A 25,543-nucleotide genomic window follows, 5' to 3' on the forward strand; every position below is an offset into this window, starting at 1 on the left:
AATATCAACGAAAAAGAGGCTAGTTATCTAGCCTCTTTTTTTATCTTAAAACTGATTATCCAAAATATTGGATACTATTATTTACGTGTTGCAACAATCACACTAGATGCTTTCACTAATGCTAAAACATCACTGCCTTTTGCCAATTGCATTTCTTGTAAGCTTTCATTTGTAATAACCGCAGTCAGCTCTAAGCCTTTTACTGTTTCTAAATGCACCGTTGAATTTACAGCGCCTTGCGCGATTTGAGTCACTTTTCCTGCAAACTGATTACGTGCAGAAAAATTCAAACCACAATCAGGTAGCGCTAAAACAACCCATGGTGCTTTAATAATGGCGATTGCCTCACCATCTTTTTTGATCTTTAAACTATCACAGCTCTCTTTAGTGATAATTGTGGCCAGTTTTTCACCATGCGCTAACGATAAAATAACTTCGCTATTAACGGCACCTTCAATAATATCAATAACTTTACCAACTAACTGATTGCGTGCTGAAACTTTCATTTATCCACCTCTATTATTGATGAGAAATTATATAAATAACACTATCAAGTCATTGAGGTAATTTTATCATAAATGCCATTAAATAAATTATTCTTAGATCATAGTTTAAAGTTTATTTATTATTTAAAAACATAATGTTATAAATAAATAGAAATAGCAAAAATAAATAACGACCTCGCAAATTAATAGAAATAAATTCAGCAAGTTATATCTTTTTTATTTTTATCCTTATTGTCATAAACAAAATAGATAACTTAATTAACCTGTTAGCTAAAGGTAATTTAAGCTATCTATAATCTTAATTAAAAAGACTTATTGCCCATTCTGAGCAAATGTCGCTAATAAATGTAAAGCGGAAGAGTAATAATCCGTATCTTTACTTAACTCAACATCTTCAATAGGGGTTTTCATTGTTAAATCCCTCACCGCCATCATACCTGGTGTGAGGTTATATTCCGCACGCTCTTGAGCATCAATACTGACCCAAGCAGGGGTTTTATAACGATCAAATTGCTGCCAATACTGCACAAAGGGTTGTAATGCTAATTCATCATGTGCCCAAGCTAAATAAAGCGGAATACGTATTGCATCAAAGCTAAATCGTGCGGGCCATTTTTCACTAGGCTCTATCTTTCCATCAGGATATAAACTCACCCAGTCTGAGGGTAATTGATATTCACCAAAACGCATATTTCTTAGCAAGGATTGGCTATCATTAATTAACGCTTTCCAACGAACATCTTTACTTGTACGGTAAAAATCTTTCCATGCTGGAAAAATAAAATAAGATGGATTAATAATAATTTCTTCCGGTGTTTTAAAACCATTAATACCCGGTAGTAATACGGTATAGTTTTTTGTTTTAACTAAGGTATGCTCTAAAATAGCGTGCTGAATAGAATCGGAGGCTGAAAGATAACTTTCATCATTCCATTTTTCACCCGCTTTTAATAATGCCCACGCAATTAAAATATCACCATCAGTTGCATTATTAGGATCAGGGGTATGTTCATTATTTTCAGGCTCATAACGCCATTTAAACAACCCTAAATCGCCTCGATAAAGAGAGGTCGCTGTCCAACGCCACAGCTTATTGAATGTCTCACGATCATCACTCATTACCGCCATCAACATCCCATAGCCTTGACCTTCTGAGTGCGAGATATTGTTATTGGCGCTGTCTATAACGCGCCCGTCATCCTTAATATAGCGCTCTTTAAACTGCTGCCATCCGGTTTGAGTATCTGCTGCCTGTATTGAGGGAGAAACCATAAGCAACAAACCTAAAATAAAAAAGGTAAAAAATAGATAATTACAACGAGATAAGTGCCCAAAAGACATTGCCTTTCTCTCCTGCTATTGCCGACCGTTATCTTATTTCGGTCGGCACATTGCATGTTATTTCAAGGTAACTCAAAAGATAGCAACTATCTTTTGTTCTTCATTAATTTCGTCTTCTTCTATGACTTCTGTTTTGGGTAACAATGTTTTTTCACAAAAATCCTGCATCCAAGAAGCGAATTCTTCTTTTAAAACGGAATTATGTAAACCATATTCAACAAAGGCTTTCATATATCCCAGCTTATTACCACAGTCATGAGATTTTCCCACTAAGGTATAAGCTTCAGCCGTTTCTTTTTTCAATAATAAATCAATCGCATCAGTTAACTGAATTTCACCACCAACGCCTGCTGGTAAACCATCCAATAATTCCCAAATAGCTGAAGAGAAAACATAACGACCTACTACAGAAAGATTAGATGGTGCATCTTCTGGATTTGGTTTTTCCACGATACGACGAATAGGTGCCCAATTACCTTGAGGACAGAAAACGCCTTCGCAATCCACAACACCATATTGTTGCACTTGGCTCATTGGTACTGGTTCAACCATGATTTGGCTACGTTCAGTTTTTTCAAAACGTTTGATCATTGCTGATAAATTATCATGTTTAGGATCACAATAGTGTGCATTCAATAAAACATCTGGTAGTAAAACAATAAATGGATTATCGCCTATCACAGGACGCGCACAGCAAATAGCGTGACCCAAACCTAATGCATGACCTTGACGAATTTGTACAATTTTGACATTTTCAGGGCAAATTGAACGTACTTCTTCTAATAATTTATTTTTAATACGCTGTTCAAGCATATTTTCTAATTCAAAGCTGGTATCAAAATGATCCGCAATTGAATTTTTAGAAGAGTGAGTGACTAAAATAATTTCCTCAACACCAGCCTGAGCACACTCTTCAACAATATATTGAATTAAAGGGCGGTCAACGATAGGCAGCATTTCTTTAGGAATTGATTTCGTTGCAGGTAACATACGAGTACCTAATCCAGCAACAGGGATAACAGCTTTCATCATAATAAAATCCTCTAATAGATATTTATCTAAAATTAATATTTAGTATTATTTTAAATTACATTTATATTTCATTATAAAAACCAGATACATTTAAAATATATAGTTACCTCTCTTTAATTAAAAAGAGATAATATTATTTTTTATATCTTTATTTAAAAATTTTCTATTTAAAACCCAGAATAAAATCCGTATTTATTACCACCCATTTCTTTTATGGAATAAAGTGTTTCATCTGCAGATTTTAATAATTCAGATAATGTTTTTCCGTCTTTAGGATATTCGGCAATACCTAAGCTAATAGAAGGCGTTAACATATAGTCTGAATTAATATTTATTGGCTTTTCCATTGATTTCCAAAGTGATTCTATTATTTCTAATAGAATCACTGAACAAGAACGTAATCCTTTAGGGAAAAGCACAGCAAATTCATCACCGCCAAGTCGGCCACAATAAACTTCGCTGTTTTCTAATTGTGATAATCGCTTTGATATTTCACACAATACTTTATCACCGGCATGATGCCCAAACTGATCATTAATTGCTTTAAATTTGTCACAATCAATAATACCAAGACAAAATGAAGATGGATGTGAAATATTTAATCGCTCATTTTCAATTTTTTCAACAATACTTAATCGATTTGATATTCCGGTTAATGAGTCGATATAACTTTTACTAAATAACTCATTTCTTAACTCTACTTTATCAGTAATATCCAAACTAATAAATACATAATGAGAAATTAAATTATCTTTATCAAATACAGGAATAATACTAATATCTTCCCATACTTCTTGTTGAGATTCATTATTTCTCTTTGCTTCTAATCGATAAACACCTTTATTATCATTATTACCGTTTACACAATAATTGATTTGATTCTTATCAATTAAATAAAATAAGTTGTATTTTTTATCTTTTATATTTTCAAAATGAACGTTATTAAATTCACAATATTTTTCATTAGCATAAACTATAGTGCCATTAATATCAGTTACTAACATCATAAAAACATTATTAGTAAACTGCTTTATTAATAAGCATTTAGAATTATCATCATTAAATATCATTTCATTCATTTTTGACCTCCGATGCTCATCAATAAAGCATATATATTATTATTCAGCTGATGAATTATGTGCATAGCGAAAAATAAAGACATCTTTAGCATCAGTAGATTGACGATGTACTTGCATTTTTGCATTACCACCTTGATGAGTTAACCACCCCTCATATAACCCTTCTAATACACCAGCACTTGCAACACGCCACTGAACGTCATCTTGGCTTTGCGTAAAATGAGGCCATGCACAGTGCACTAATAAAAGCTCACTCATTGCAGGAGATATGGTGACAAAACCCCATTTGAATAACGTTAATACGCGATTAATATGTGATTCAAGTAATTGAATATTTTCACTTTCTGGTAAAGGGTAGCGTAAGGCAATATCTTTACCAATATTTCTTAATTTACTTTCGGCAGTTGAAATATCATTGTCATTTAATACTTGAAAAAATAATAATTGAGTTAGATCTTGCCAGCCACTTTCAAAAGGTAATTGTAAGATATCACTGTCATGCTTATTCATTGTTTGTTTCCTTAATTATTTAGACAGAAAGTCTGGAGTATATTTTAGGTGTAACCACATATTATCTTCAGCATAATCACCGGATGTATCATGCGATAAGCTGACACCTAACTCGGTTTCTTTATTTAAATAATATTTCGCGTCTAAACCTAATCTGTAAGTAATATTTGTTTCGTCTTTTTCTTCATAACGAGATTTAATTCGAGGATCGCTCGCGTTATGTTTATTTAAGGCGTCTTGCATATAACTATGTGTTGGAAAATAATCACTGCCTTTTTGTTTGTAACTTTGTATACCTATTGCACCATTTAAGGACACTTCACCTTTTTCAAAACGGCGGGTATAAGCAACAGGTAATGAGACAGAAACATAATCTTGTGGACTAAAGTAACCACCATGCCCCAATGAGAAGTTATTTTGGTTATTTCTAAAGTTCATATAATCAACATGCACACCGGCTTTCACTTCTTGTTGGTCATCTTTATAGAACTTAGCGTAAGACCCCATCCATGCTTTCACTTCATCATTACTCGCAACACTTTTACCTTCATAGTTATAAAAACCGCCCCCGACATAAGCGCCAACTTTTCCATCATCCCAAGCATATTGAGCTTTGGCACCATTACGTGTTACACGACCCCAGCTTTCACCCGTCATAGGATCGGTGCGTCCCATATAAGAAAGTAGACTATCTTTGATGGCTCTGCGCTCTGCAGTCAGTGTTAATTGCCCATTTTGGCCAATTTTAGGTGAATATGTGAGACCACCGACAACCGTTGCCGTATCTTTGCCTAATGGTGTTGAGCCAACATCAAAGCTGACATTCTTGTCAGATAAACGCAGTCCTAATTCAACACCAGAAGCACGTTGGCTACCGGCTTCGTCGGCATTAATTTTGTTTTTCTCGTCATGGTTATCACTATTCTTAGCAAAGCGTTCAGCATGTTGAAGCTGTCCTGTACCAAAGCGATTTGCTCTCTCACCAGAAACTGAGCCACTCGTCATAGAAACTGGAGTTACATTAAATTCCCAGCGGAACTCTTCTCCTGGAACACTTGAAATACTGATTGGTGCAGAAATTTCAGTGACATTAGATAATCCTTTATCACCATTGCGATGGCGCACAGCAACACCGCCTTGTACCCACGGTGAAACTTTTTCTTCTAATTCACGGATAGAACGTTGAACAGATGCCATCTCTTTACGTTCATAGATAGAACCTGCTATGGCTGTATTATCGCTCTCTAATGCGCGTAATTGACCCGCAGATGTATTCAATACACGATCATCAGTGTTTTGCCATTGTGCACTGCGTAACAAGGTTAAAGCTTTACGGTTTTCACCGTTTAATTGCGCTATTTGTGCTGCTTGTAATAAATAAGCAGGTTGTGAAGAAGACGGAATTTGTTGCAATAGCTGCTGTGCTTTTCGGCCATCTTGTTGCGCTAATGCAACTTCTATTTGAGCTTGAATTAATTTAGTATCTTTTCCTTGCTCTTTTTCCAAATAAGAGAGAATTTTATCCGACTGTTCAGGCATAGATTGCGCTAAATAAACACGACTTAATGCCATTAATAAATCAGGATCATTAGGGGATGATTTTAACGCGACAACCAATGTGTCATAAGCCGCTTTAATTTCACCTTTTTCACGTAAGTTATCAGCTTGCGCAACTTTGGTAGCTACCTCTAAGCGTTTCTTCTCAACAATTGGTGTTTCTTGTTGCAATGCCGGATCATTAATCAAGCTAGATGCTTGTGTATAACGACCTAATTCATTGAGAACATTGATATGACCTGCATAGTTACCTACAGATCCTTTAGTGCCTTTGGCAATATCATTTTCAACTAACTGCAACGCTTCATCGTTTAATCCACTGCTTACCAATCGTTCCGCTAATTCACCTACATCATTTGGATAATCAGCAACTTGGTTAATTAAAGGACGTAAGGTATTACGTACAGCAACTAGATTACCAGCTTGGCGATAATGCTCTGCTTGCGCAAGTTGACGATGAAAACGAGCGCGCTGTAATAACTCTTTCTCAGCTTCTGTCTGTTGGTTATGACTACTTAGCAAATTAAAAACTTTATCCCACTCTTTTTGCTCAACATAAAATAGAGAAGCGACATAATCCGTGTCTCTTGTTTTACGATTTTGCAATTGTGAAATAATATTTTTTGCGCCAGTACTATCACCATCAGCAGCCATTAAACGAGCTAAATCAAGATAAACCCAGTTATTTTGTGGATTTTTACGTTGTGCTTGTGTCAGCAATTGTCTTGCTTGAACACGATTACCATTTTCTAACGCTTTTTGTGCTTCACGACGTAATGTCTCTGAAGGATCTGTATTTGCGGTAAGTTTTTGACGTAAAGAGGCTGATTGTTGAGCCAGTAATTGCTCTGCTTTCGTATTTTGTCCTTCCTGAACCAATAAATAGTAGTAAGCTGAAATGACTTTTTCATTACGACTATTTTGTTGATAAAGACCGGCTAATAATTGGTGCGCAGCAGGTAAATTACCTTGTTTACGTAATAAATCAGCTTGTAGCAAATTAGCGGATAATCCTTTCTCACCTGATGCGCCCGTTAAAGGGGCTAATTTATCAAGTGCCTGTTGAATATTTCCTTGTTTAGCACGTTGTTGCGCATCACGTAGTTGTGCATAGAAACCAGCATCTTCCGCTTGTTGCTTCCATTTACTGCCCTGCTCGCCACCTGATTGTGCAGCTTGATTTAATAAGCGCTGACCTGTTGCTAAATCACCCGAACGTAATGCGGTATAACCTAACCCTGCTAATGCTTGTGCATCATTATTATCTGCTGCTAATGCTTGTTTAAAATAACCTTCTGCTTCTTTCAATTTGCCTTTATTTAAAGCGGTATAACCAGCTTGACGTGCATTACCTTGAATAGCGCCTTGGAAATGTTCAGCAACAGCTTTATCATTCGGATTTGCTTGTAAATAGGTTTTATATAACACCTCATCATCAGGGCGGACATTCAGCCATAACAGTGCTTGGCGAAGGCCTTTTTTTGCTGACTCATCGCCTGAAACATTACCTAAAATTGTTATCCCTTCACGACGAGTTTCTTCGTTATAAGTTAGCGTCAGCCCTAACGCTCTTTGTGTTTCTTTATTATCAGGCATTAATGCAGCTCGTTGTTTTAGCCCTGAAATAGCTTGTGGCAACATTGCAGGCACACCAGCCATAGTCTGATAATATTCTAATGCCAGTGTTTCTGGTGGCTCACTACTAACAAATAAACGTTGATACGCTTTTATCGCTTCTTCATGCTGCCCTTTCTTTGCCAATTCCCTGGCATAACCTAATTGTTGATCACTAAATTGTGATGATCGGATATTCTTTAATCCTTCAATACGCGGATCTTGCGGTGCGACTTGTGCAAGTTTTTCCCGCCAATAGGTCGCTTGCTTTTCATTCCCTTGCTGTGCTGTAAAGAACGCCATTAAATATAAAGCGTCTTGGTTATTACTTTCCATAATCAACACTTTTTGCAGTGCTTCTACTGCACGCGCATCATGCGCTCTACCGTGCCAATAATTAGCTTGTTCAATAAGAGAGCTTACAATATTTGGATCAGTAGCTGTTGTATTTACATCATTCGCCGTGGCTTGTACTTGGCTTGAAGCGCCTAAAATACAACCTGCATAAATAACTTTAACGATGATGTTAAGTGCGTGGTTTTTCATCCCATATACTCCTATTTACCTGAACGATGCTGTGATATCTGATGTAAACGACGAGTTGAACGACGTTGTAACCAGTAATAAGTCACTAAGCCCGTCAACGCACAAAAACCAACAGCTAAAAGACCAAGCAAATACACATGCCTAGAGCTATACCAAAGGAATTGTTGTAATAAAGGTAAGTCACCTTGAGAGAAGTGTTCGCCTAAATGGAAACTTCTTACTGTGTCTTTACCACTAATCAGAGTGATGTCGCCTTTAATGGCTGCATTTATTTCAGCTAAATTTAAATCGTTGATAATGGTCTTTATCGAATCATTACCTTTAGCAGTCACTAATACGACAACTCTATCGCTCGCCCAAGGTGAGATAAAACTCACCATGCCACGCCAGTTGTTCACGGAAGAGAGATAATTAGCTGCATCACCACTTTGAGATAAATAATCACCCGCAATCCAGCCTTTCGCTTTTTCAAGCAATGATTGTGATTTGATCTCGATATTTTTATTTAAAAAAGAGAATGCCTGTTGTGAAAAACGAGCTGGTAAAAAACCGTCACTGCTTAATGAGCCAATTGCTAATATATCTTGTTGAGAAAGGTTATTTTTCTCTAGCGCTTTAGCCCCTAAGAAAACAGAAGTATGAGAAACCGGTGTACCCGTGGAATAACCTGATCTCGCCATTAAATTGACTAAGGTATAAAGCTCTTCTGTTGTCGGATTTTCAGGTAATAGCAGTGTAGTTTGTGAAAAATCAGCACGGCGACTAAATGGGAATGAAGCCCCTGAAAAATACGCCAAGTTCGGCATTCTTGAATAGTGCCAAGTATTTTTAAATTGTAGCGTTGATTGCGGATCAATTTGGCTAATCAAGCTACTACCATCCGTTAAAATACAAGGAGAATCATCCGGCTCACGTAAATCAAAATAAAACTGCAATTGATTTTGACTATAAATTTGACGAGGGTTTAAATAGAGGGTGCTATTTTGCTGTTCACTCTCCATACCTAACCATTGTCTTAACATGCCTAAAGGCTCTGAACGTGCTGGATATAGCGCACCTAAGAATTGATTATTCAAAGAAGCAATCAATGAAGAACGACGGCTATTAAGCTTATCTGAATGAGGGAAAACATATTTCAATTCTAAAGGTAACGCATCACCATCCCACCAAAAAAGATCGGGTGAGACACGAAATGAAAACTGATTCGGCGCATGGTTAATACCTTGACGCGAGAAATCATCGCTACCATTAGCAATTTGACCCAATGTGACCGGTTTATTGGTATTCAACCAACGTGGTGCATCGTAATCATTTCGCACAGCCAATGTTTGAGAAGGCACAACTAAGTGATCGTTTTGTGGCAATTTACCGTTATTTAGCGCCCATACTGCTTGGCGTAATGATTTCTCATTATCACCACTGATCAGTAATAATTTGAAAACAGGATCAACGGGGTTATCAACAATCGTTAATTGCCCACTATTTCCTGAAGGTAAAGTAATACCTGCAATAGTTTGTCCTGAGTAACCAACTAAAATACCGTCACTTTCAGGTAATTGGTTCATTAGAACTGGTAAATCAACTTGCTTAATATCATGACTAAAACTACCAAACCATGATGCTGCAATCGCAGCTGTAGTTACCTCTGCATCGTCAGGTTTATCAGACAATATGATAGGTAACGAGGTCGCTGTCATTCTGTCGGGATCAAAGAACGGTAGGGGCAATCGTTCCAGACTGTACCCGCCATTAATCCAACGACCTCGATAATCTAATGATGAATCAGGTGAAATAACGAGACTAAGCCCTTCAGTTAATGGTGGTGTGCATTGATTTTCATCTAATGCATCACGACTTGCTAAACGGAAACTCAGATTATTCACATTCGTCAACATCATTTCGGGGATTTCTAAAACATACTCATGCTCTTGTCCACCTTCTTCTAACGGCAGAAATCCCATAGGTTGACCATTTAACATTAAATGAAGTGTTTGATCTGATTGAACTAATTCTTGAGATGCTTTCACTTTCATTGTTAGTGTGGCGCTATCAATAAATAAATCATTCGCCATATTAAAAGTCACACCAGAAAGTAGTCTTCTTCCTGATAATACGATAGGCGATGGGTTTCCCATCTGTGCCAACGTTAATTGCTCTTCGATATTACGAGCTTCTGATAATGCTACATCTCCCATTTGGATAGGATTATTGGCATTTTGTTGCACTGGTGATTGAGTATAAGAAGTTGGGTCAGGCAAAATTTCACCGCCGAGTTCTAACATACCAGTCGCAGCTTGAGATAAGTTAATACTCGCAATCGCCATAGCAGTCAGGCTTAGCATTAATGTCAGTTTCTTTTTCATGCTTAGTCATCTCCGTTAATAGATTGCACAGAGAGTGAAGTTTTTGCTTTGGTTCTTGTTGCCACTGGTTTTACTTTTTGACGACGACCAAAGAACAATTCAAAAATACAACGCGTAATACCTGCCAATTCTTTAAAAGGTTTATCTTTGTAATCCGTTTGATGGATCCATGCATCTGCACGACCAAAGATAATGCGCACTAATTTACGGCGAACATTTAAATTGATAGGTAAGAATTCAAGGCGTAATTGATTGTTTTCTAAACTAACCATTTCAGCAGGAACTGAAACCTCATCACGTTGAACATTTAAAGTGATTGATGTGACATTGCGTTGGCGTAGTTCCGCCATTTTATTCACTGCGATACGAACTCCACCCATTGAAATATCTTCAGTGGTAGTACTTAATTCCGCACCATCATCAAAATGTAATGTAATAGGAAGAGAGGCTTTAATTCGAGTATGTTTACGAATTTGGCGAGTCTCTTTACCGACAGCAATCGATGCAAGAATGATAAATAAGCTGTAAGTTGCCCAAGTCAGGTTTAAAACAATAACCAGGGGATCAATACCTTGGAAATCGTTTAATAAATAACGAATAACGACCCATGAAATACCTGTGATTAAAAGGAGAGCAGTAATAATCAAAGGGCGTACAGTGAGGTAATCCATATAGCTTTTATCTAGTAAATCACCTTTATCTGTTACGTTGAATTTACCTAATTTTGGTGAAACTAAGCTGAGTAGCGTAGGTAAAACCAAGCTAAAAGCCATAACAGTTTCATAAATTTCACCCCAGAAAGAATAACGATATTTACCGATATTTTTTGAGTTTACATAAACCGACATGATTAAATGTGGCAATGCATAGGCGAATATCATGCTGGCAGATGAAGCAATAATATTGAGGTTAAATAACATAAACAGTAACGGCGCAGTCAAAAAGATAATGCGAGGCAAACCGTACTGAAAATGGAGCATGGCATTGAGATAACATAGGCGCTGAGGAAATGTTAAACCACGGCCTAACATTGGATTATCAACGCGGAATATTTGTGTCATTCCTCTCGCCCAACGAATACGTTGGTTAACATGTAATGCTAAACGTTCTGTTGCAAGACCTGCGGCTAAAGGAATATCAATAAATGCAGAGTTCCAACCTAGACGCTGTAATTTCAGTGCTGTGTGGGCATCTTCTGTTACTGTTTCAACGGCAATACCACCGATTTCTTCAAGCGCACTACGACGCATAACCGCACATGAGCCACAGAAGAATGTCGCATTCCAGTTGTCATTACCACGCTGTACTGGGCCATAGAAAAGTGCGCCTTCATGTGGTGCATCTTTAGCTGCACTTAAATTACGTTCAAATGGATCTGAAGAATAAAAATAGTGTGGTGTTTGAATAAGCGCTAATTTAGGATCTTCAAGGAAACTACCGACCGTTGCTTGCAAGAAAATACGTGTTGAAATATGGTCACAATCGAAAACGCAAATTAGTTCACCATCAGTTAATCCCATTGCGTGATTTAAATTACCTGCTTTGGCATGATCATGAACTTCACGTTCAATATAAGTTACGCCCACATCACCAGCGAATTGTTTAAACTCTTCGCGACTACCATCATCTAGGATATACACTTTCATTTTATCTTGAGGGTAATCGATAGCCTGTGCGGCTAAAACCGTATCACGTACCACATCTAAGCTTTCATTATATGTTGGTATATAAATATCAACGGTTGGCCATTGAGAAATATCTTTAGGTAAAGGAGCTATTTTTCTATTTAATGGCCATGATGTTTGGAAATATCCTAAGACCAAAATAATCCAAGAATAAATCTCAGCCATAAATAAGCCACTACCTAAAACAGCTTCAATAGTTGTATTAAAATTAAGGGTATTCGTTGCACGCCAGTAAAGATAACGTGTTGACATCAACAACGATATAAAAACCATTGTTAACAATCGTTTTTTTGATTTTTTAAAGCCGATAACAAATAACAACAATATATTGATAATGCCGAATATATATTGTTGTTCGGCACTCATTGGCATAACAATAAGTGAAAACATTGTTATCAATAAGAAAGCCGTAATTAATGTTTTAAATATTTTATTCATAAACCCATACCTTTGTCATCGCCATAGATCTTTTCTTAAGACAAAGGTTGCCCGTCGATATAAATAAATATCGAAAAGAAATAAACCTAGCTTAAAAAATAAAATAACAATGGCTAAAAATTGACACCAGTCAATATTATTTATTTATACAAAGAGTGTTACTTATTTGAATTAAACAGAGGCAATAAATGACAATATATCTTTTAATGATATATTTTCATGTGCATGAACTCTATCTGTTTCTTTGCTATCAAATATTTTATTATCTGCTAACAAATTTTTCTTACTCTTAATTAAATTGTCTTTCTTTGCTTTAACAACTAAAGCATCCTGGTGATAAGAAGGAGTTGGCGAAACAGTAATAGGTTGTTTTAGTTCGTTTTTCACAGAAAGTGAAGTTTCTGAAAACGTATTATTACTTAAATTACTGATTTTATTATTATCTTTATTACTTATAATTATTGGTTCTATTTTATTATCAACATCTTGTGTTACAGAGGAAGAAAACTCTTGAAAAGCAAAAGCATCCTCCTGAAACTTATCTTTTAAATTACTTATATCATCATACATAGTGTGGCCCCTTTAATAACAGCACTTAAAATCTTGTTCAATAATTTGATGCTCATACAAAATAAGAGTGTGTGATCCTTAGAGATAAAATTAAAATAAGTTTAAATATATATTTATAAATCCACATTTAAACTCTTATTAAACTATCAATTAATGAACATCAGCTATGTAGGGTTAATTAATCTTATAAATACTGACTTTTTTAATTTCAAATAAACACCATCTAATTTAGAGCAATGATTATTTAATTTAAATTGTATAATTATTTCAATCAAAAATACAACATCAAAAAAAGCGTAAAAATTTAAGCTTTACTCATTTTCACTTCCAAAAAACGGGTATTTCTACTTAATTTAGCATTTATTGTTATCATCAAAAATAGCGTCTTTTTTACCCAAAAAAACACGATTAAAAACCAGATAATAACTAGTATTAACTAATAACAATTTGTATAAATTTTATAAAAATAAAATTCTAAAATAATCATTAAGTAATATTATTTACTCTAAAAACTAAAGAACCTTTCAAGATCAAATTAAAAAAATCTTCATATTCTAATTAAAATTATTCTCTAAAAAAGAGCATAAAAAATGTTAAATATTATTAATGCATATTGATCATTATCAAAAATGATTTCTTTTTTACACTCAAAAGGTGAATTTATTGCTTTTTATCATATTAAGATGGGCTATTTTTATTGAAAAAAAATTAAATACATCAGAGTTGATTAAGTTTTAGAAAAAACACCCTAGTAAAATAGACAAAAATAGATTATCTAACTATGAGTATTATCACTATTTACTTATAGTAAATACTACTAAGAATAACCTGTATTTCAGGATAATTAACTTGGTTATATTTTACACCTAAAACAATATTGTTAATTTAGCTTAACAAACCAACAAGCGTGATTTAGTTCAAATTATAAATGTAACAATGAAAAAACACGCCACAATAAACACAACCAATTGAATTTTATATTAAATAATTAAAACAATAGTTATATATACCAATAATTAGTATAAATACCAATAATTATATTTTTTTATATTAAAAATACTTAATCAACTACATCTTTATACTAATAAGATAATGTCATTTTGAGACAATCTTTTTATGTAACCATATAAAATAATATACTTTTTAGATGTTTTCTTTTAAGAACAATCCTACGGGTTTAAGTTCTATTTTTTTTATCATTTGATAGAAACTAATCAAAATAAGACGTTTAATTATATCAATATGATCAAATAGCGGAATCGCTTCACCTTCTCACAGAATCACGAAAAGGCACTCTATCCTTCTTTACTTCTATGCTATCTTTATTAGATAAACAAAAAGCCTTCGTGATAATGGAAAGAAAATGGATTTAGAACAATTAAAGAAAGATTTCCGTACAGGTAAGAAAATAAAATTTGTTTACTTTTGGGGGCACAGAAATAAAACAAATGAAGTCACAAAAAGTTGCTTTAGCCAATGGTATCCAGCACCTTTTATCTTAGATGATGTTCGTTATATCAGTGCTGAACACTATATGATGGCTGAGAAAGCAAAGCTTTTTAATGATATAGAAATACGAGAGCGTATTATTGCAACATCAAATCCAGGTACAGCTAAAGCACTTGGTCGAGAAGTAAAAGGATTTAGCCAAGAAATTTGGGAACAACAACGCATGGATATCGTTATTCGAGCCAATATCGCCAAATTTTCTCAAAATAATGCATTGGGTACTTTTTTAATTTCCACAGGCAATCGTGTGCTTGTGGAAGCAAGCCCCGTTGATAAGATATGGGGAGTAGGTTTAAGTGAACAAGACAAAGAGATCAGTAATCCCCTTTTATGGAATGGATTAAATTTATTAGGGTTTGCTCTAATGAAAGTACGTAGTGTTTTAATGGAAGGCAGTCATCAATAGGTAAAAAAAACTCAACTGTCACCAATCACTGTTATTTATTACCTAGTGTATATAAACAGTAGAGATAACTTAAATATTGACTGAAATAGAAATGGCACGGTAGCAACAATCTTGTTGTTACTATAAATAATATTTACAGAATAATTAAGAGACTGATATGTATTATGGTTTTGATATGGGCGGCACAAAAATTGAGCTTGCCGTTTTTGATAAAGATCTGACTCAAGTATGGCAAAAACGTGTTCCTACACCTAAAAATGACTATCAGGCATTATTGAATGTTTTTAAGGAACTAACTTTAGAAGCTGACAACGAATTAGGATGCAAAGGAAAAATCGGCGTAGGTGTGCCAGGCATTGTAAATGCAAAAGAAGGAACAGTGTTTACCACCAATGTTCCAGCTGCCAAATACAAACCTATGGTTCATGATCTTGCACATATACTCAATAGGCCCGTTAAAGTTGAAAATGATGCCAACTGTTTTGCCTTATCCGAAGCGTGGGATCCTGAATTTCGTCATTATCCTTCCGTACTTGGCCTTATTTTAGGTACAGGAGTCGGTGGTGGTTTTGTTGTTGATGGTAAAGTGCTTTCTGGAAAAAATGGCATTGCTGGTGAAATTGGCCATATGAATTTAAATGTTGATGCAGATAATGTCATAGGCGATACGATGCCAAAAATTATCTGTGGTTGTGGTAAAAAAGCGTGTTTTGAAACTTATTTATCAGGCCGAGGCTTTGAACGTATGTATAAAGCTTTCAATCATGCACCACAAAGAGCTGTTGATATCGTTGAGCAATATTATGCTGGGGATAAGAAAACAGAAGAACACGTTGATCGTTATATGAAAGTACTTGCGATTTACCTTAGTAATATTCTGACTGTACTTGATCCACATTTAATTGTTATTGGTGGTGGATTATCACAATTTAATGCACTGTATGACCAATTTCCTGAATATCTTTCACACTGTGTCTATGGAAATGCGCAAATTCCAGCAATAGAAAAAGCGCGTCACGGTGATGCAGGTGGCGCCCGTGGAGCTGCTTGCCTTAATTTATTAGACTGATAAACAAAAAAGAGCCTTTCTTCTTTTATTAAAGGCTCTTCTATCAAAACGATTTTATCTACGTCACTCTGTATTAAGGCTATGGTTATGGATAAGATTTGGTTTAAAAAAAGATTAACCTTTCTTGGTGGATTAACTATCACATTAATCCTACTTCAATTAATTGGCTCTCTATTGCCGATTTCACTTCTTCAATGGGGAATTATTCCAAGAACAGGAGAAGGATTAATTGGTATATTTATCGCCCCTTTTGTACATGGCTCTTGGTCTCACCTTTTTAGTAATCTACTTCCTCTTCTTATTCTTAGTTTTTTATCCATGACACAATCTTTACGAGAATATGTTTTATCAAGCTTATTTATTATTATCGTAAGTGGTTTGTTGGTTTGGATTTTTGGGCGAAGTGCTATTCATGTGGGCGCAAGTGGCTGGATCTTTGGATTATGGTCTTTATTGATTGCTCACGCTTTTACTCGACGTAAAATTATCGATATTGTCATTGCCCTTTTTGTTCTATTTTATTATGGATCAATGGCCTATGGTTTAATTCCGGGTCAATTAGGTGTATCGACTGAATCACATATTGCAGGTGTAGTTGCAGGATTATTTTATGCATGGTGTGCAAGAAAATTAGTACGACGAAAAAGCCAAGTAATAGAAGTGGCTAAATAGCCACTTCTTTATAAAGCGGTTACTTGTGACCAATTGGCAATATTGTTCTGCCATACATCTCATTTAATACTTCAGCCATTGCTAGGTAAAAAGCACTGGCGCCACAAATAATACCTTCAAAGCCGGCAATTTTTAAAATTAATGCATTACCAGTGATATTTCCTATTGCCAGTAGAGCAAATAAAATTGTCAGGCTTAAAAAAACAAACTGTAATGCTCTATTGGCTTTTAATGTGCCAATAAACATGAAAAAGGTAAATATTCCCCATAATGCTAAAAAGACACCTAAAAAGACAGGGGTTGTGGGTTCACTCAAGCCCATTACGGGTAATAACCAAATTCCCACTAATGTTATCCAAAAGAAACCATAAGAGGTAAATGCGGTTGCGCCAAAAGTATTACCTTTTTTGAACTCAAAAATACCAGCAATAACTTGTGCGATCCCACCATAAAAAATTCCCATACTCATAATGACAGAGACAACAGGGAAAAAACCGGCATTATGTATGTTCAACAAAATCGTTGTCATACCAAAACCCATTAAACCTAATGGACCCGGATTGGCAATGCGTTCGTTAGTCATAAAACCTAAAACCTCTAAAAATAATAGGGGAAAATTAAAAAAAATTTGAAGGCGCTGGATAATAAGAGGTAATACGTCTAAAAACAATGATCCCGAAGGGTATATTTTTGAATAATCGCCAGCACTGAGACTAAGGGTAAATAACCAGTTGATTTAACTTAGAGAAAAGAAGTATTTAGTGATAGATGCTTATATCAATAAAAAACACAAAGAGAAATAAAGACCTATAATTTAAAGGTAATATCAATCAGTTGATATATTAATACTGATATTTACCTTAATATGCGGTTTTATACATGAAAATGAAATAAAATCTCACACAATAATTAGTTGTATTATTAATCTATAAGAGAGCTTGTTATGAAAAAAATTCTAGTTTTATTAATTGGTAGTACGTTAGCGTTTGCATCTCAAGCAAATACAACACACCAAGGTGGTTTTCAAGGTTCTATTCAAGCACCAACTCAACAAGGTGGATTTAAAGGCCCTTCTATTAGTGAAACCACGGTTGCTAAAGCAAAAGATCTTTCTGATGACACGTGGGTTATCTTAACGGGTAAAATCACAAAAAAAATTGGTGATGAGCTATATGTTTTTGAAGATAGCACCGGCGGTATCAATGTAGATATTGATAATAAAAGATGGCGCGGACAAACAGTCACCCCAGATAATACCGTCAGAATTGAAGGTAAAGTAGATAAAGAGTGGACAAGTACTGAGATCGATGTAAAACAAGTTACAATTATTAAATAATTAACATCAAATAATTTGTATCTAAAGCCAACCAGTATATCTTTTTAAAAAAGCCAATTATTTGAATAAATTGGCTTTTTTTGTTTCTATTTTTCATTTTTCAAATTCAATCAATAAAATTGTACACCTTATACAAATTTATCCGCTTTAACCTCAAGTTAAGCTTAGGTTTATACTTAATACCAGTTAAAGCACAATCACTCTTCGCAAGAGGTGATTTAACTAATGAAATACCCTCATAATCGTTTACATCCTAACTCTATGTTTACCCTGTTTTCTCCATTTTTAGCCTGCTATGCAGGCTTTTTTCTTTTTATATCAACTAATACGCCTAAATACATTAAGAAAAGAATAAACGTAGTGTTATTTATATCTTTGTTTTATATAAATATTCTTTTACAAAACTCTACGTGTTTATACCTTTATTAAATTGACCTTCCTGTAGGGGGAAAGATTATTGTCTCATCTATCAATTTAATGAAAGGAATGAACAATGAAAAAGTTATTACTGCCTTCTATTATTGCAATCTCTGCTTTTACAAGTACAGCTTATGCTTCTAATCATAATGTTGTGGAGGTTTATAAAACAGATAGTTGTGGATGCTGTACTTTATGGGCTGATGGTGTGAAAGAGGCTGGCTTTAATGTCAAAGTGAATATTGTTTCAGAAACTCAATTAATGGAAAAATATCAACAAGCAGGCGTGCCAAATAATTTATTAAGTTGCCACTTAGCGACTTACCAAGGTAAGGACTTAATTGGACATATTCCTGTCGATAGTTTAAAAAATATCGACTTAGTAGATAAATCTAAATCTGGTATTGCGGTTGCTGGTATGCCAGCTGGAAGTTTAGGTATGTATGCAGGTGATTACAAAGAACCTTACCAAGTTATTGCCTTTGATAAGTCAGGTACACAATCTTTGTTTAAGTCTTACAACTAACTGTAATGTTGTTTTATAAGAACAAAAAAACCCAATTAGACTGTTATGCCTAACTGGGTTTTAAACGATAACGTAATTAACGTATGACTTATTCAACCGTTACTGATTTAGCCAAGTTACGAGGTTGGTCTACGTCGGTGCCTTTAATTAACGCAACATGATAAGACAATAACTGTAATGGTACGGTATAGAAAATTGGCGCAATAAGCTCTTCAACGTGAGGTAAAGAAATTAACTTCATTGTTTCATTTTCTTCAAAGCCCGCATCTTGATCAGCAAATACATACAGTAAACCACCACGTGCTCGTACTTCTTCGATATTAGATTTCAATTTTTCTAATAATTCATTATTTGGCGCAATAATGATAACGGGCATATCTGCATCAATTAATGCTAATGGGCCGTGTTTTAATTCACCAGCAGCATATGCCTCAGCATGAATATAAGAGATCTCTTTTAGCTTTAATGCACCTTCTACCGCAATCGGGTATTGGTCGCCACGACCTAAGAATAAAGCATGGCTTTTTTCCGAAAAATCTTCAGCTAAGGCTTCAATCACTTTATCTTTCGACAACATGCTTTCAATACGGCTTGGTAATGCATGTAATGCAGTTGAAACGTCGTGCTCTAATGTTGCAACACCTTTGATACGTCCCATATATGCCACCAGCATTAATAGAACTGTTAACTGTGTTGTGAACGCTTTAGTTGATGCAACACCAATTTCAGCACCCGCTTTAGTCATTAAAACAAATTCAGATTCACGCACTAAAGAAGAGCCAGCAACGTTACAAATCGCCAGCGATGATAAATATCCTAACTCTTTAGATAAACGTAGCGCAGCTAACGTATCAGCGGTTTCACCCGATTGAGATAAAGTGATCAATAAGCTATTACGGCGAGTTGCCGGTTTACGATAGCGATATTCTGATGCTATTTCGACATCACAAGGAATACCTGCTAGAGACTCAAACCAGTAGCGAGAAACCATACCCGCATTATAAGACGTTCCACAAGCTACAATTTGAATGTGTTCAACTTTAGATAAGATCTCTTCAGCTTTAGGGCCTAGCTCACTCAGATCAATCGAATCTGATTTTAAACGGCCTTCAAGGGTGTTTTTAATCGCCAGAGGCTGTTCGTAGATCTCTTTTTGCATATAGTGGCGATAAACACCTTTATCACCTGCATCATATTGAACGTTAGATTCAATCGTATCACGATTAACTTCTTCGCCATTCACATCAAAAATATGGACATGACGACGTGTGATTTCAACAATATCGCCTTCTTCAAGGTAGATAAAGCGACGAGTCACTGGCAATAATGCTAATTGGTCAGAAGCAAGGAAGTTTTCGCCTACACCAAGACCTACCACCAGCGGGCTACCAGAACGAGCAGCGACTAATAATTCTGGTGTGCGACTATCCATAATTACAGTGCCATAAGCACCACGTAATTGAGGAATAACACGCTGTACGACTTCACGTAATGTGCCACCTTGGCGCTGTTCCCAGTTTACCAAGTGAGCAATAACTTCGGTATCTGTTTGAGAGGCAAACTGATACCCTTTTTTAATTAATTCTGCTTTCAGTTCTTGGTAGTTTTCGATAATACCATTGTGTACCACAGCAATAGTGCCAGATACATGAGGATGAGCGTTATCTTCACAAGGTTCACCATGTGTTGCCCAACGAGTATGAGCAATACCTGTGCCACCAATTACTTGTGTTTTTTCTGCTTCATCAGCCAACATTTGTACTTTGCCAGCTTCACGCAAACGTGTCATTTTGCAGTCATTATCAACAACAGCTAACCCCGCAGAGTCATATCCACGGTATTCTAAACGACGCAAGCCTTCAATTAAGATTTCAGCGATATCGCGTTGTGCAACTGCACCTACTATTCCACACATTGTGTTATTCCTAAAACTGTGCGTTTATTCGCACTTGGATGTCTTATACCTGATTGGTTTGTTCCCCAAGCCATTGTAGAAAGCGGGGATATTTTTTGTTTTTAGAATAATAGCGTACAAGAAAAGGGCGCTAATAAAATATACGCCCTTCTCTTAAAATTATTGTTTTTTCTTCACTGGACGTTTCCATCCACTGATATGAGTTTGCTTAACTCGACTGATCACTAATTCGTTTTCATTCACGTTTTTAGTGAGTGTTGTTCCTGCACCAATGGTAGCACCATTAGCAACAGTAACTGGCGCCACTAATTGGGTATCTGAACCAATAAATACATCATCACCAATAATGGTTTTGAATTTATTCGCGCCATCGTAGTTACAAGTGATAGTACCTGCACCGATATTAACGTTAGCCCCCACTTCTGTATCGCCTAAGTAAGTCAGATGACCTGCTTTAGATCCAACGCCTAAGCTGGCTTTTTTCATCTCAACAAAATTACCAACATGAGCTTTATCTGCTAATTCACTGCCTGGGCGAAGACGTGCAAATGGGCCAACAGTACACTCTTGTGCTAAATTTGCATCCTCGATCACCGTATATGGACTAATAATAGAATTATCACCAATTACACAGTTTTTTAGAACACAACCTGTACCAATTTCAACGTTATTTCCCAACGTCACATTGCCTTCAATGATAACGTTGGTATCAATCACCACATCTTTACCATGAGTTAATGTTCCACGTAAATCAAAGCGCGCAGGATCAAGCAACATAACGCCTTCTAATAATAAACGCTCGGCTTGTTCTGTTTGGTAAATACGCTCTAATGCTGCTAGTTGTAAGCGATTATTCACCCCTTCCATTTCACTATGGCGACGAGGATGAGCCGTTTCAATTTTACGACCTTCTTTATGTGCTAACGCGATAATGTCAGTAATGTAATACTCTTTTTGTGCATTGTTATTATCGAGTTTACCTAACCAACGTTTTAAATCACCACCATTGGCTACTAAAATACCCGTGTTGATTTCATTAATTTTGAGTTGCTCTTCAGACGCATCTTTTTGTTCGATAATGCCAGTAACTTCGCCATTTTCACGAACAATACGACCATAACCGGTTGGGTTATCTAAAATAACCGTTAATAAACCAATACCGCCTTCTGGTTTGACTTCAATTAAACGTTCTAACGTTTCTTTGGTTATAAGAGGAACATCACCATAAAGCATCAGGATGTCTTCATCATCAGCAAAGAAAGGCGCGGCTTGTTGCATTGCATGACCGGTTCCTAGTTGCTCTGCTTGTAGTACCCAATTAACAGGTTGTGAACCTAATTTTTCTTTCATGAGTTCACCACCATGCCCATAGACAAGGTGTGTTTGTTGAGCACCTAATGACTTGGCAGTATCAATCACATGTTGAACCATGGATTTACCCGCTAGTTTATGAAGAACTTTAGGTAACTGTGAATACATGCGGGTGCCTTTTCCCGCAGCAAGAATAACAACGCTTTTAGCTGAATTAGACATAATTAACCCGATAACTCCCGTAAAGAATGGCAAGTAAACCTGTTTATGCCAAATAATACTACATATTTCGTCACACAAAATATTTCATGACGCAAAAAAGCCAGTTAGCTAAGAACCAACTGGCTTTTTTATTCATAGACTGCCTATTTACATCAACGTCGAGTCAATTCGATTACACGTAATTTCGCAATCGCTTTGGCTAATTCTGCTGATGCTTGAGCATAATCAACGTCACCATGAGAGGATTGAATGTGTTCTTCAGCTTTACGCTTAGATTCCAACGCTTTCGCTTCATCCAAATCACGACCACGGATAGCTGTATCTGCCAGTACAATGACGCCAGTCGGCTGAACTTCGAGAATACCACCTGAAAGGTAGATAACCTCTTCTTCGCCCGATGTTTTTACGACACGTACCATGCCCGGTTTTATGGCAGTTAATAACGGGGTATGCTGCGGATAAATACCGAGCTCACCTTCGCTACCAGTTACCTGAATTCGTTTAACTTCGCCGTCATATAACTGCTTTTCAGCGCTGACAACTTTCAGGTGGAACGATGTATCGGCCATATCAACCTCCCGTCAGCCGTATTAAAGCTTCTTAGCTTTTTCTACTGCTTCTTCGATAGTACCAACCATGTAGAACGCCTGCTCTGGCAGGTGGTCATAATCACCGTTCAGAATGCCTTTAAAGCCACGGATAGTGTCTTTCAGGGAAACGAACTTACCTGGTGAACCGGTAAATACTTCAGCAACGAAGAATGGCTGAGATAGGAAGCGCTGGATCTTACGCGCACGCGCAACAACCAGTTTATCTTCTTCTGACAGTTCATCCATACCTAAGATAGCGATGATGTCTTTCAGTTCCTGATAACGTTGCAGGATAGACTGAACACCACGAGCCACATCATAGTGCTCTTGGCCAACTACCAGTGGGTCTAACTGACGACTGGTAGAATCCAGTGGGTCAACCGCAGGGTAGATACCTAATGAAGCAATTTGACGGCTCAGTACAACTGTCGCATCTAAGTGAGCAAACGTTGTTGCTGGTGATGGGTCAGTTAAGTCATCCGCAGGTACGTATACAGCCTGTACAGAGGTGATTGAACCTGTTTTGGTTGAAGTGATACGTTCTTGCAGAACACCCATCTCTTCAGCCAATGTTGGTTGGTAACCTACCGCTGATGGCATACGACCTAACAGTGCAGATACTTCTGTACCGGCTAAGGTGTAACGATAGATGTTATCGACGAATAACAGTACGTCACGGCCTTCATCACGGAATTTTTCAGCCATAGTCAGACCAGTCAATGCTACACGCAGACGGTTTCCAGGTGGCTCATTCATCTGACCATACACTAACGATACTTTGTCAAGAACGTTAGAATCGGTCATTTCATGATAGAAGTCATTACCCTCACGAGTACGCTCACCAACACCAGCAAATACAGAGTAACCTGAGTGCTCGATCGCGATATTACGGATCAATTCCATCATGTTAACTGTTTTACCAACACCCGCACCACCGAACAGACCGACTTTACCACCTTTAGCAAACGGACAGATTAAGTCCATTACTTTGATACCGGTTTCAAGCAGTTCTTGTGAGTTTGATAACTCTTCGTAGGTAGGTGCTTCACGGTGGATAGACCAACGTTCTTCTGTTGCAATATCACCTTTCATATCAATAGGTGTACCCAGAACGTTCATGATACGTCCTAGTGTTGCTTTACCTACTGGTACTTCAATTGGGTGGCCTAAGTTTTCAACTTTTAAGCCACGGCTTAAACCGTCTGATGTACCCATTGCGATACAACGAACGATACCACCGCCTAACTGTTGCTGAACTTCCAGCACCAGTTTTTCTTTACCATTCATAACCTCAAGAGCGTCGTATACTTTAGGGACGCTATCCTGAGGGAATTCGGCGTCCACTACGGCGCCGATTACCTGGACAATCTTTCCAGTAGCCATCTTGAATCCTCTACGTAATTCGTAAACCTAGCTGTTATACCGCGGCTGCACCAGACACAATTTCTGTAAGTTCCTGAGTAATGCTTGCTTGACGTGCTTTGTTGTACACCAATTGCAGCTCTTTAATCAGGTTACCACCGTTATCTGTAGCGGCTTTCATCGCGACCATTCGGGCGGCCTGCTCACTCGCTAAGTTCTCTACGACGCTCTGGTAAACCTGCGATTCGATATAACGACGCAGTAAAGTATCCAGTAACGCCTTAGGATCAGGTTCGTACAGATAATCCCAAGATTTTTCTTTCAGCTCTTCATCATCACCTGGTGGTAATGGTAAAACCTGAAGAATTTTAGGCTCTTGAGCCATGGTATTGATGAACTTATTTGCCACCACATACAGTTTATCTAAACGACCTTCGTCATAAGCCTGCAACATGATATTCACTGGACCGATAAGGTCTGACAGTTTTGGATCATCGCCCATGCCGGTTACTTGACCAACAACATTTCCGCCCACAGAGCCGAAGAATGAAGCGGCTTTAGAACCCACTAGAGCTAAATCTACCTGTACACCTTTTTCAGACCACTCTTTCATGTCTGCCAGCAGTTTTTTGAACAAGTTAATGTTCAAACCACCACACAAACCACGGTCGGTCGAAACAACCAGGTACCCGACACGTTTAACTTCACGCTCTTCGAGGTATGGATGTTTGTATTCCAGATTCCCTAACGCAAGGTGACCAATCACACTGCGCATGGTTTCTGCATAAGGACGGCTGGCTGCCATGCGTTCCTGCGTTTTACGCATTTTCGACGCGGCGACCATCTCCATCGCTTTAGTGATCTTCTGTGTGTTTTGCACACTGGCGATCTTCGAACGTATCTCTTTTGCGCCGGCCATTTCTGCTTCTCCTCATGAACCAGACGGCCTAATGTTTAACTATTAGGC

General features: G+C 36.8%; 20 protein-coding genes. 5 read left to right on the forward strand and 15 right to left on the reverse strand.

Features of this window, described 5'->3' with window-relative positions; translation table 11 throughout:
* Positions 1-77: 77 nt before the first annotated feature.
* The 9 genes from ABN217_RS12490 to ABN217_RS12530 form a co-directional block, all read right to left on the reverse strand.
* A complete protein-coding gene (locus ABN217_RS12490) occupies positions 78-506 on the reverse strand; it encodes a TOBE domain-containing protein (RefSeq protein ID WP_340894445.1) in 429 nt (142 codons plus the stop codon).
* A gap of 312 nt (positions 507-818) precedes the next feature.
* Positions 819-1,847: a family 8 glycosyl hydrolase gene (locus tag ABN217_RS12495; protein WP_197269721.1), complete on the reverse strand. Its 1,029-nt coding sequence runs from the start codon at positions 1,845-1,847 to the stop codon at positions 819-821.
* Between the two features lie 72 nt (positions 1,848-1,919).
* Positions 1,920-2,879, reverse strand: coding sequence for a UTP--glucose-1-phosphate uridylyltransferase GalU (gene galU, locus ABN217_RS12500; RefSeq protein ID WP_072070503.1), 960 nt, complete (start codon positions 2,877-2,879; stop codon positions 1,920-1,922).
* Between the two features lie 167 nt (positions 2,880-3,046).
* Complete coding sequence (locus tag ABN217_RS12505; protein WP_072070504.1) at positions 3,047-3,958, reverse strand: sensor domain-containing diguanylate cyclase; 912 nt, start codon at positions 3,956-3,958, stop codon at positions 3,047-3,049.
* 39 nt (positions 3,959-3,997) lie between these two features.
* A complete protein-coding gene (bcsD, locus tag ABN217_RS12510; RefSeq protein WP_115351337.1) occupies positions 3,998-4,468 on the reverse strand; it encodes a cellulose biosynthesis protein BcsD in 471 nt (156 codons plus the stop codon).
* Between the two features lie 15 nt (positions 4,469-4,483).
* Positions 4,484-8,185 carry a cellulose biosynthesis protein BcsC gene (locus ABN217_RS12515; protein WP_349459480.1) on the reverse strand — a complete coding sequence of 1,234 codons (3,702 nt, stop codon included), beginning with the start codon at positions 8,183-8,185 and terminating at the stop codon, positions 4,484-4,486.
* A gap of 11 nt (positions 8,186-8,196) precedes the next feature.
* Positions 8,197-10,548, reverse strand: a complete 2,352-nt coding sequence (bcsB, locus tag ABN217_RS12520; protein WP_196554666.1) for a cellulose biosynthesis cyclic di-GMP-binding regulatory protein BcsB — start codon at positions 10,546-10,548, stop codon at positions 8,197-8,199.
* Positions 10,549-10,550: 2 nt separating this feature from the next.
* A complete protein-coding gene (bcsA, locus tag ABN217_RS12525) occupies positions 10,551-12,671 on the reverse strand; it encodes a UDP-forming cellulose synthase catalytic subunit (protein ID WP_072070508.1) in 2,121 nt (706 codons plus the stop codon).
* 171 nt (positions 12,672-12,842) lie between these two features.
* Entirely contained in the window at positions 12,843-13,241 is a 399-nt protein-coding gene (locus ABN217_RS12530; protein ID WP_072070509.1) for a hypothetical protein, read from the reverse strand.
* A 1,363-nt stretch (positions 13,242-14,604) separates the two neighbouring features.
* Here ABN217_RS12530 and ybiA point away from each other — a divergent pair.
* The 3 genes from ybiA to ABN217_RS12545 all read left to right on the forward strand — a co-directional run bounded on the left by ybiA (position 14,605) and on the right by ABN217_RS12545 (position 16,897).
* On the forward strand, positions 14,605-15,156 hold the full coding sequence (ybiA, locus tag ABN217_RS12535) for a riboflavin biosynthesis intermediates N-glycosidase (RefSeq protein ID WP_115351339.1): 552 nt from the start codon (positions 14,605-14,607) through the stop codon (positions 15,154-15,156).
* A 157-nt stretch (positions 15,157-15,313) separates the two neighbouring features.
* Complete coding sequence (gene nagK / locus ABN217_RS12540; protein WP_196554667.1) at positions 15,314-16,225, forward strand: N-acetylglucosamine kinase; 912 nt, start codon at positions 15,314-15,316, stop codon at positions 16,223-16,225.
* Between the two features lie 87 nt (positions 16,226-16,312).
* Positions 16,313-16,897 (forward strand): rhomboid family intramembrane serine protease, encoded by a 585-nt coding sequence (locus tag ABN217_RS12545; RefSeq protein WP_072070512.1) that lies wholly within the window; start codon positions 16,313-16,315, stop codon positions 16,895-16,897.
* A 19-nt stretch (positions 16,898-16,916) separates the two neighbouring features.
* On the opposite strand, the gene satP is transcribed toward ABN217_RS12545, so the two are convergent.
* Positions 16,917-17,480: an acetate uptake transporter gene (gene satP / locus ABN217_RS12550; protein ID WP_072070516.1), complete on the reverse strand. Its 564-nt coding sequence runs from the start codon at positions 17,478-17,480 to the stop codon at positions 16,917-16,919.
* A gap of 345 nt (positions 17,481-17,825) precedes the next feature.
* Here satP and ABN217_RS12555 point away from each other — a divergent pair, with 345 nt between their 5' ends.
* The gene (locus ABN217_RS12555) at positions 17,826-18,233 is read left to right on the forward strand and encodes a YgiW/YdeI family stress tolerance OB fold protein (protein WP_231619374.1); all 408 of its coding nucleotides are present in this window, start codon (positions 17,826-17,828) and stop codon (positions 18,231-18,233) included.
* 493 nt (positions 18,234-18,726) lie between these two features.
* Complete coding sequence (locus tag ABN217_RS12560) at positions 18,727-19,176, forward strand: DUF411 domain-containing protein (RefSeq protein ID WP_197269725.1); 450 nt, start codon at positions 18,727-18,729, stop codon at positions 19,174-19,176.
* 88 nt (positions 19,177-19,264) lie between these two features.
* Here the strand turns inward: ABN217_RS12560 and glmS are convergent, their stop codons facing one another.
* The 5 genes from glmS to atpG form a co-directional block, all read right to left on the reverse strand.
* The gene (glmS, locus tag ABN217_RS12565) at positions 19,265-21,091 is read right to left on the reverse strand and encodes a glutamine--fructose-6-phosphate transaminase (isomerizing) (RefSeq protein WP_164526885.1); all 1,827 of its coding nucleotides are present in this window, start codon (positions 21,089-21,091) and stop codon (positions 19,265-19,267) included.
* Between the two features lie 159 nt (positions 21,092-21,250).
* Positions 21,251-22,624, reverse strand: coding sequence for a bifunctional UDP-N-acetylglucosamine diphosphorylase/glucosamine-1-phosphate N-acetyltransferase GlmU (glmU, locus tag ABN217_RS12570; protein ID WP_072071084.1), 1,374 nt, complete (start codon positions 22,622-22,624; stop codon positions 21,251-21,253).
* Between the two features lie 152 nt (positions 22,625-22,776).
* Positions 22,777-23,193 carry a F0F1 ATP synthase subunit epsilon gene (locus ABN217_RS12575; RefSeq protein WP_006534340.1) on the reverse strand — a complete coding sequence of 139 codons (417 nt, stop codon included), beginning with the start codon at positions 23,191-23,193 and terminating at the stop codon, positions 22,777-22,779.
* A gap of 21 nt (positions 23,194-23,214) precedes the next feature.
* Complete coding sequence (gene atpD, locus ABN217_RS12580; protein WP_023583323.1) at positions 23,215-24,597, reverse strand: F0F1 ATP synthase subunit beta; 1,383 nt, start codon at positions 24,595-24,597, stop codon at positions 23,215-23,217.
* 34 nt (positions 24,598-24,631) lie between these two features.
* A complete protein-coding gene (gene atpG / locus ABN217_RS12585) occupies positions 24,632-25,495 on the reverse strand; it encodes a F0F1 ATP synthase subunit gamma (protein WP_036933511.1) in 864 nt (287 codons plus the stop codon).
* Positions 25,496-25,543 lie beyond the last annotated feature (48 nt).

It is taken from the genome of Proteus sp. fly-1067 (assembly GCF_040139345.1).
GTDB lineage: Bacteria > Pseudomonadota > Gammaproteobacteria > Enterobacterales > Enterobacteriaceae > Proteus > Proteus vulgaris_B.

Excerpts from the sequence above, each read along its gene's own strand:
- ABN217_RS12495 (WP_197269721.1), bottom strand. The coding sequence starts at position 1,847 with ATGTCTTTTGGGCACTTATCTCGTTGTAATTATCTATTTTTTACCTTT.
- ABN217_RS12505 (WP_072070504.1), bottom strand. The coding sequence starts at position 3,958 with ATGAATGAAATGATATTTAATGATGATAATTCTAAATGCTTATTAATA.
- glmS (WP_164526885.1), bottom strand. The coding sequence starts at position 21,091 with ATGTGTGGAATAGTAGGTGCAGTTGCACAACGCGATATCGCTGAAATC.
- bcsA (WP_072070508.1), bottom strand. The coding sequence starts at position 12,671 with ATGAATAAAATATTTAAAACATTAATTACGGCTTTCTTATTGATAACA.
- glmU (WP_072071084.1), bottom strand. The coding sequence starts at position 22,624 with ATGTCTAATTCAGCTAAAAGCGTTGTTATTCTTGCTGCGGGAAAAGGC.
- ABN217_RS12530 (WP_072070509.1), bottom strand. The coding sequence starts at position 13,241 with ATGTATGATGATATAAGTAATTTAAAAGATAAGTTTCAGGAGGATGCT.
- atpG (WP_036933511.1), bottom strand. The coding sequence starts at position 25,495 with ATGGCCGGCGCAAAAGAGATACGTTCGAAGATCGCCAGTGTGCAAAAC.
- galU (WP_072070503.1), bottom strand. The coding sequence starts at position 2,879 with ATGATGAAAGCTGTTATCCCTGTTGCTGGATTAGGTACTCGTATGTTA.
- ABN217_RS12575 (WP_006534340.1), bottom strand. The coding sequence starts at position 23,193 with ATGGCCGATACATCGTTCCACCTGAAAGTTGTCAGCGCTGAAAAGCAG.
- ybiA (WP_115351339.1), top strand. The coding sequence starts at position 14,605 with ATGGATTTAGAACAATTAAAGAAAGATTTCCGTACAGGTAAGAAAATA.
- ABN217_RS12545 (WP_072070512.1), top strand. The coding sequence starts at position 16,313 with ATGGATAAGATTTGGTTTAAAAAAAGATTAACCTTTCTTGGTGGATTA.
- nagK (WP_196554667.1), top strand. The coding sequence starts at position 15,314 with ATGTATTATGGTTTTGATATGGGCGGCACAAAAATTGAGCTTGCCGTT.
- bcsD (WP_115351337.1), bottom strand. The coding sequence starts at position 4,468 with ATGAATAAGCATGACAGTGATATCTTACAATTACCTTTTGAAAGTGGC.
- bcsB (WP_196554666.1), bottom strand. The coding sequence starts at position 10,548 with ATGAAAAAGAAACTGACATTAATGCTAAGCCTGACTGCTATGGCGATT.
- ABN217_RS12515 (WP_349459480.1), bottom strand. The coding sequence starts at position 8,185 with ATGAAAAACCACGCACTTAACATCATCGTTAAAGTTATTTATGCAGGT.
- atpD (WP_023583323.1), bottom strand. The coding sequence starts at position 24,597 with ATGGCTACTGGAAAGATTGTCCAGGTAATCGGCGCCGTAGTGGACGCC.
- satP (WP_072070516.1), bottom strand. The coding sequence starts at position 17,480 with ATGACTAACGAACGCATTGCCAATCCGGGTCCATTAGGTTTAATGGGT.
- ABN217_RS12490 (WP_340894445.1), bottom strand. The coding sequence starts at position 506 with ATGAAAGTTTCAGCACGCAATCAGTTAGTTGGTAAAGTTATTGATATT.
- ABN217_RS12560 (WP_197269725.1), top strand. The coding sequence starts at position 18,727 with ATGAAAAAGTTATTACTGCCTTCTATTATTGCAATCTCTGCTTTTACA.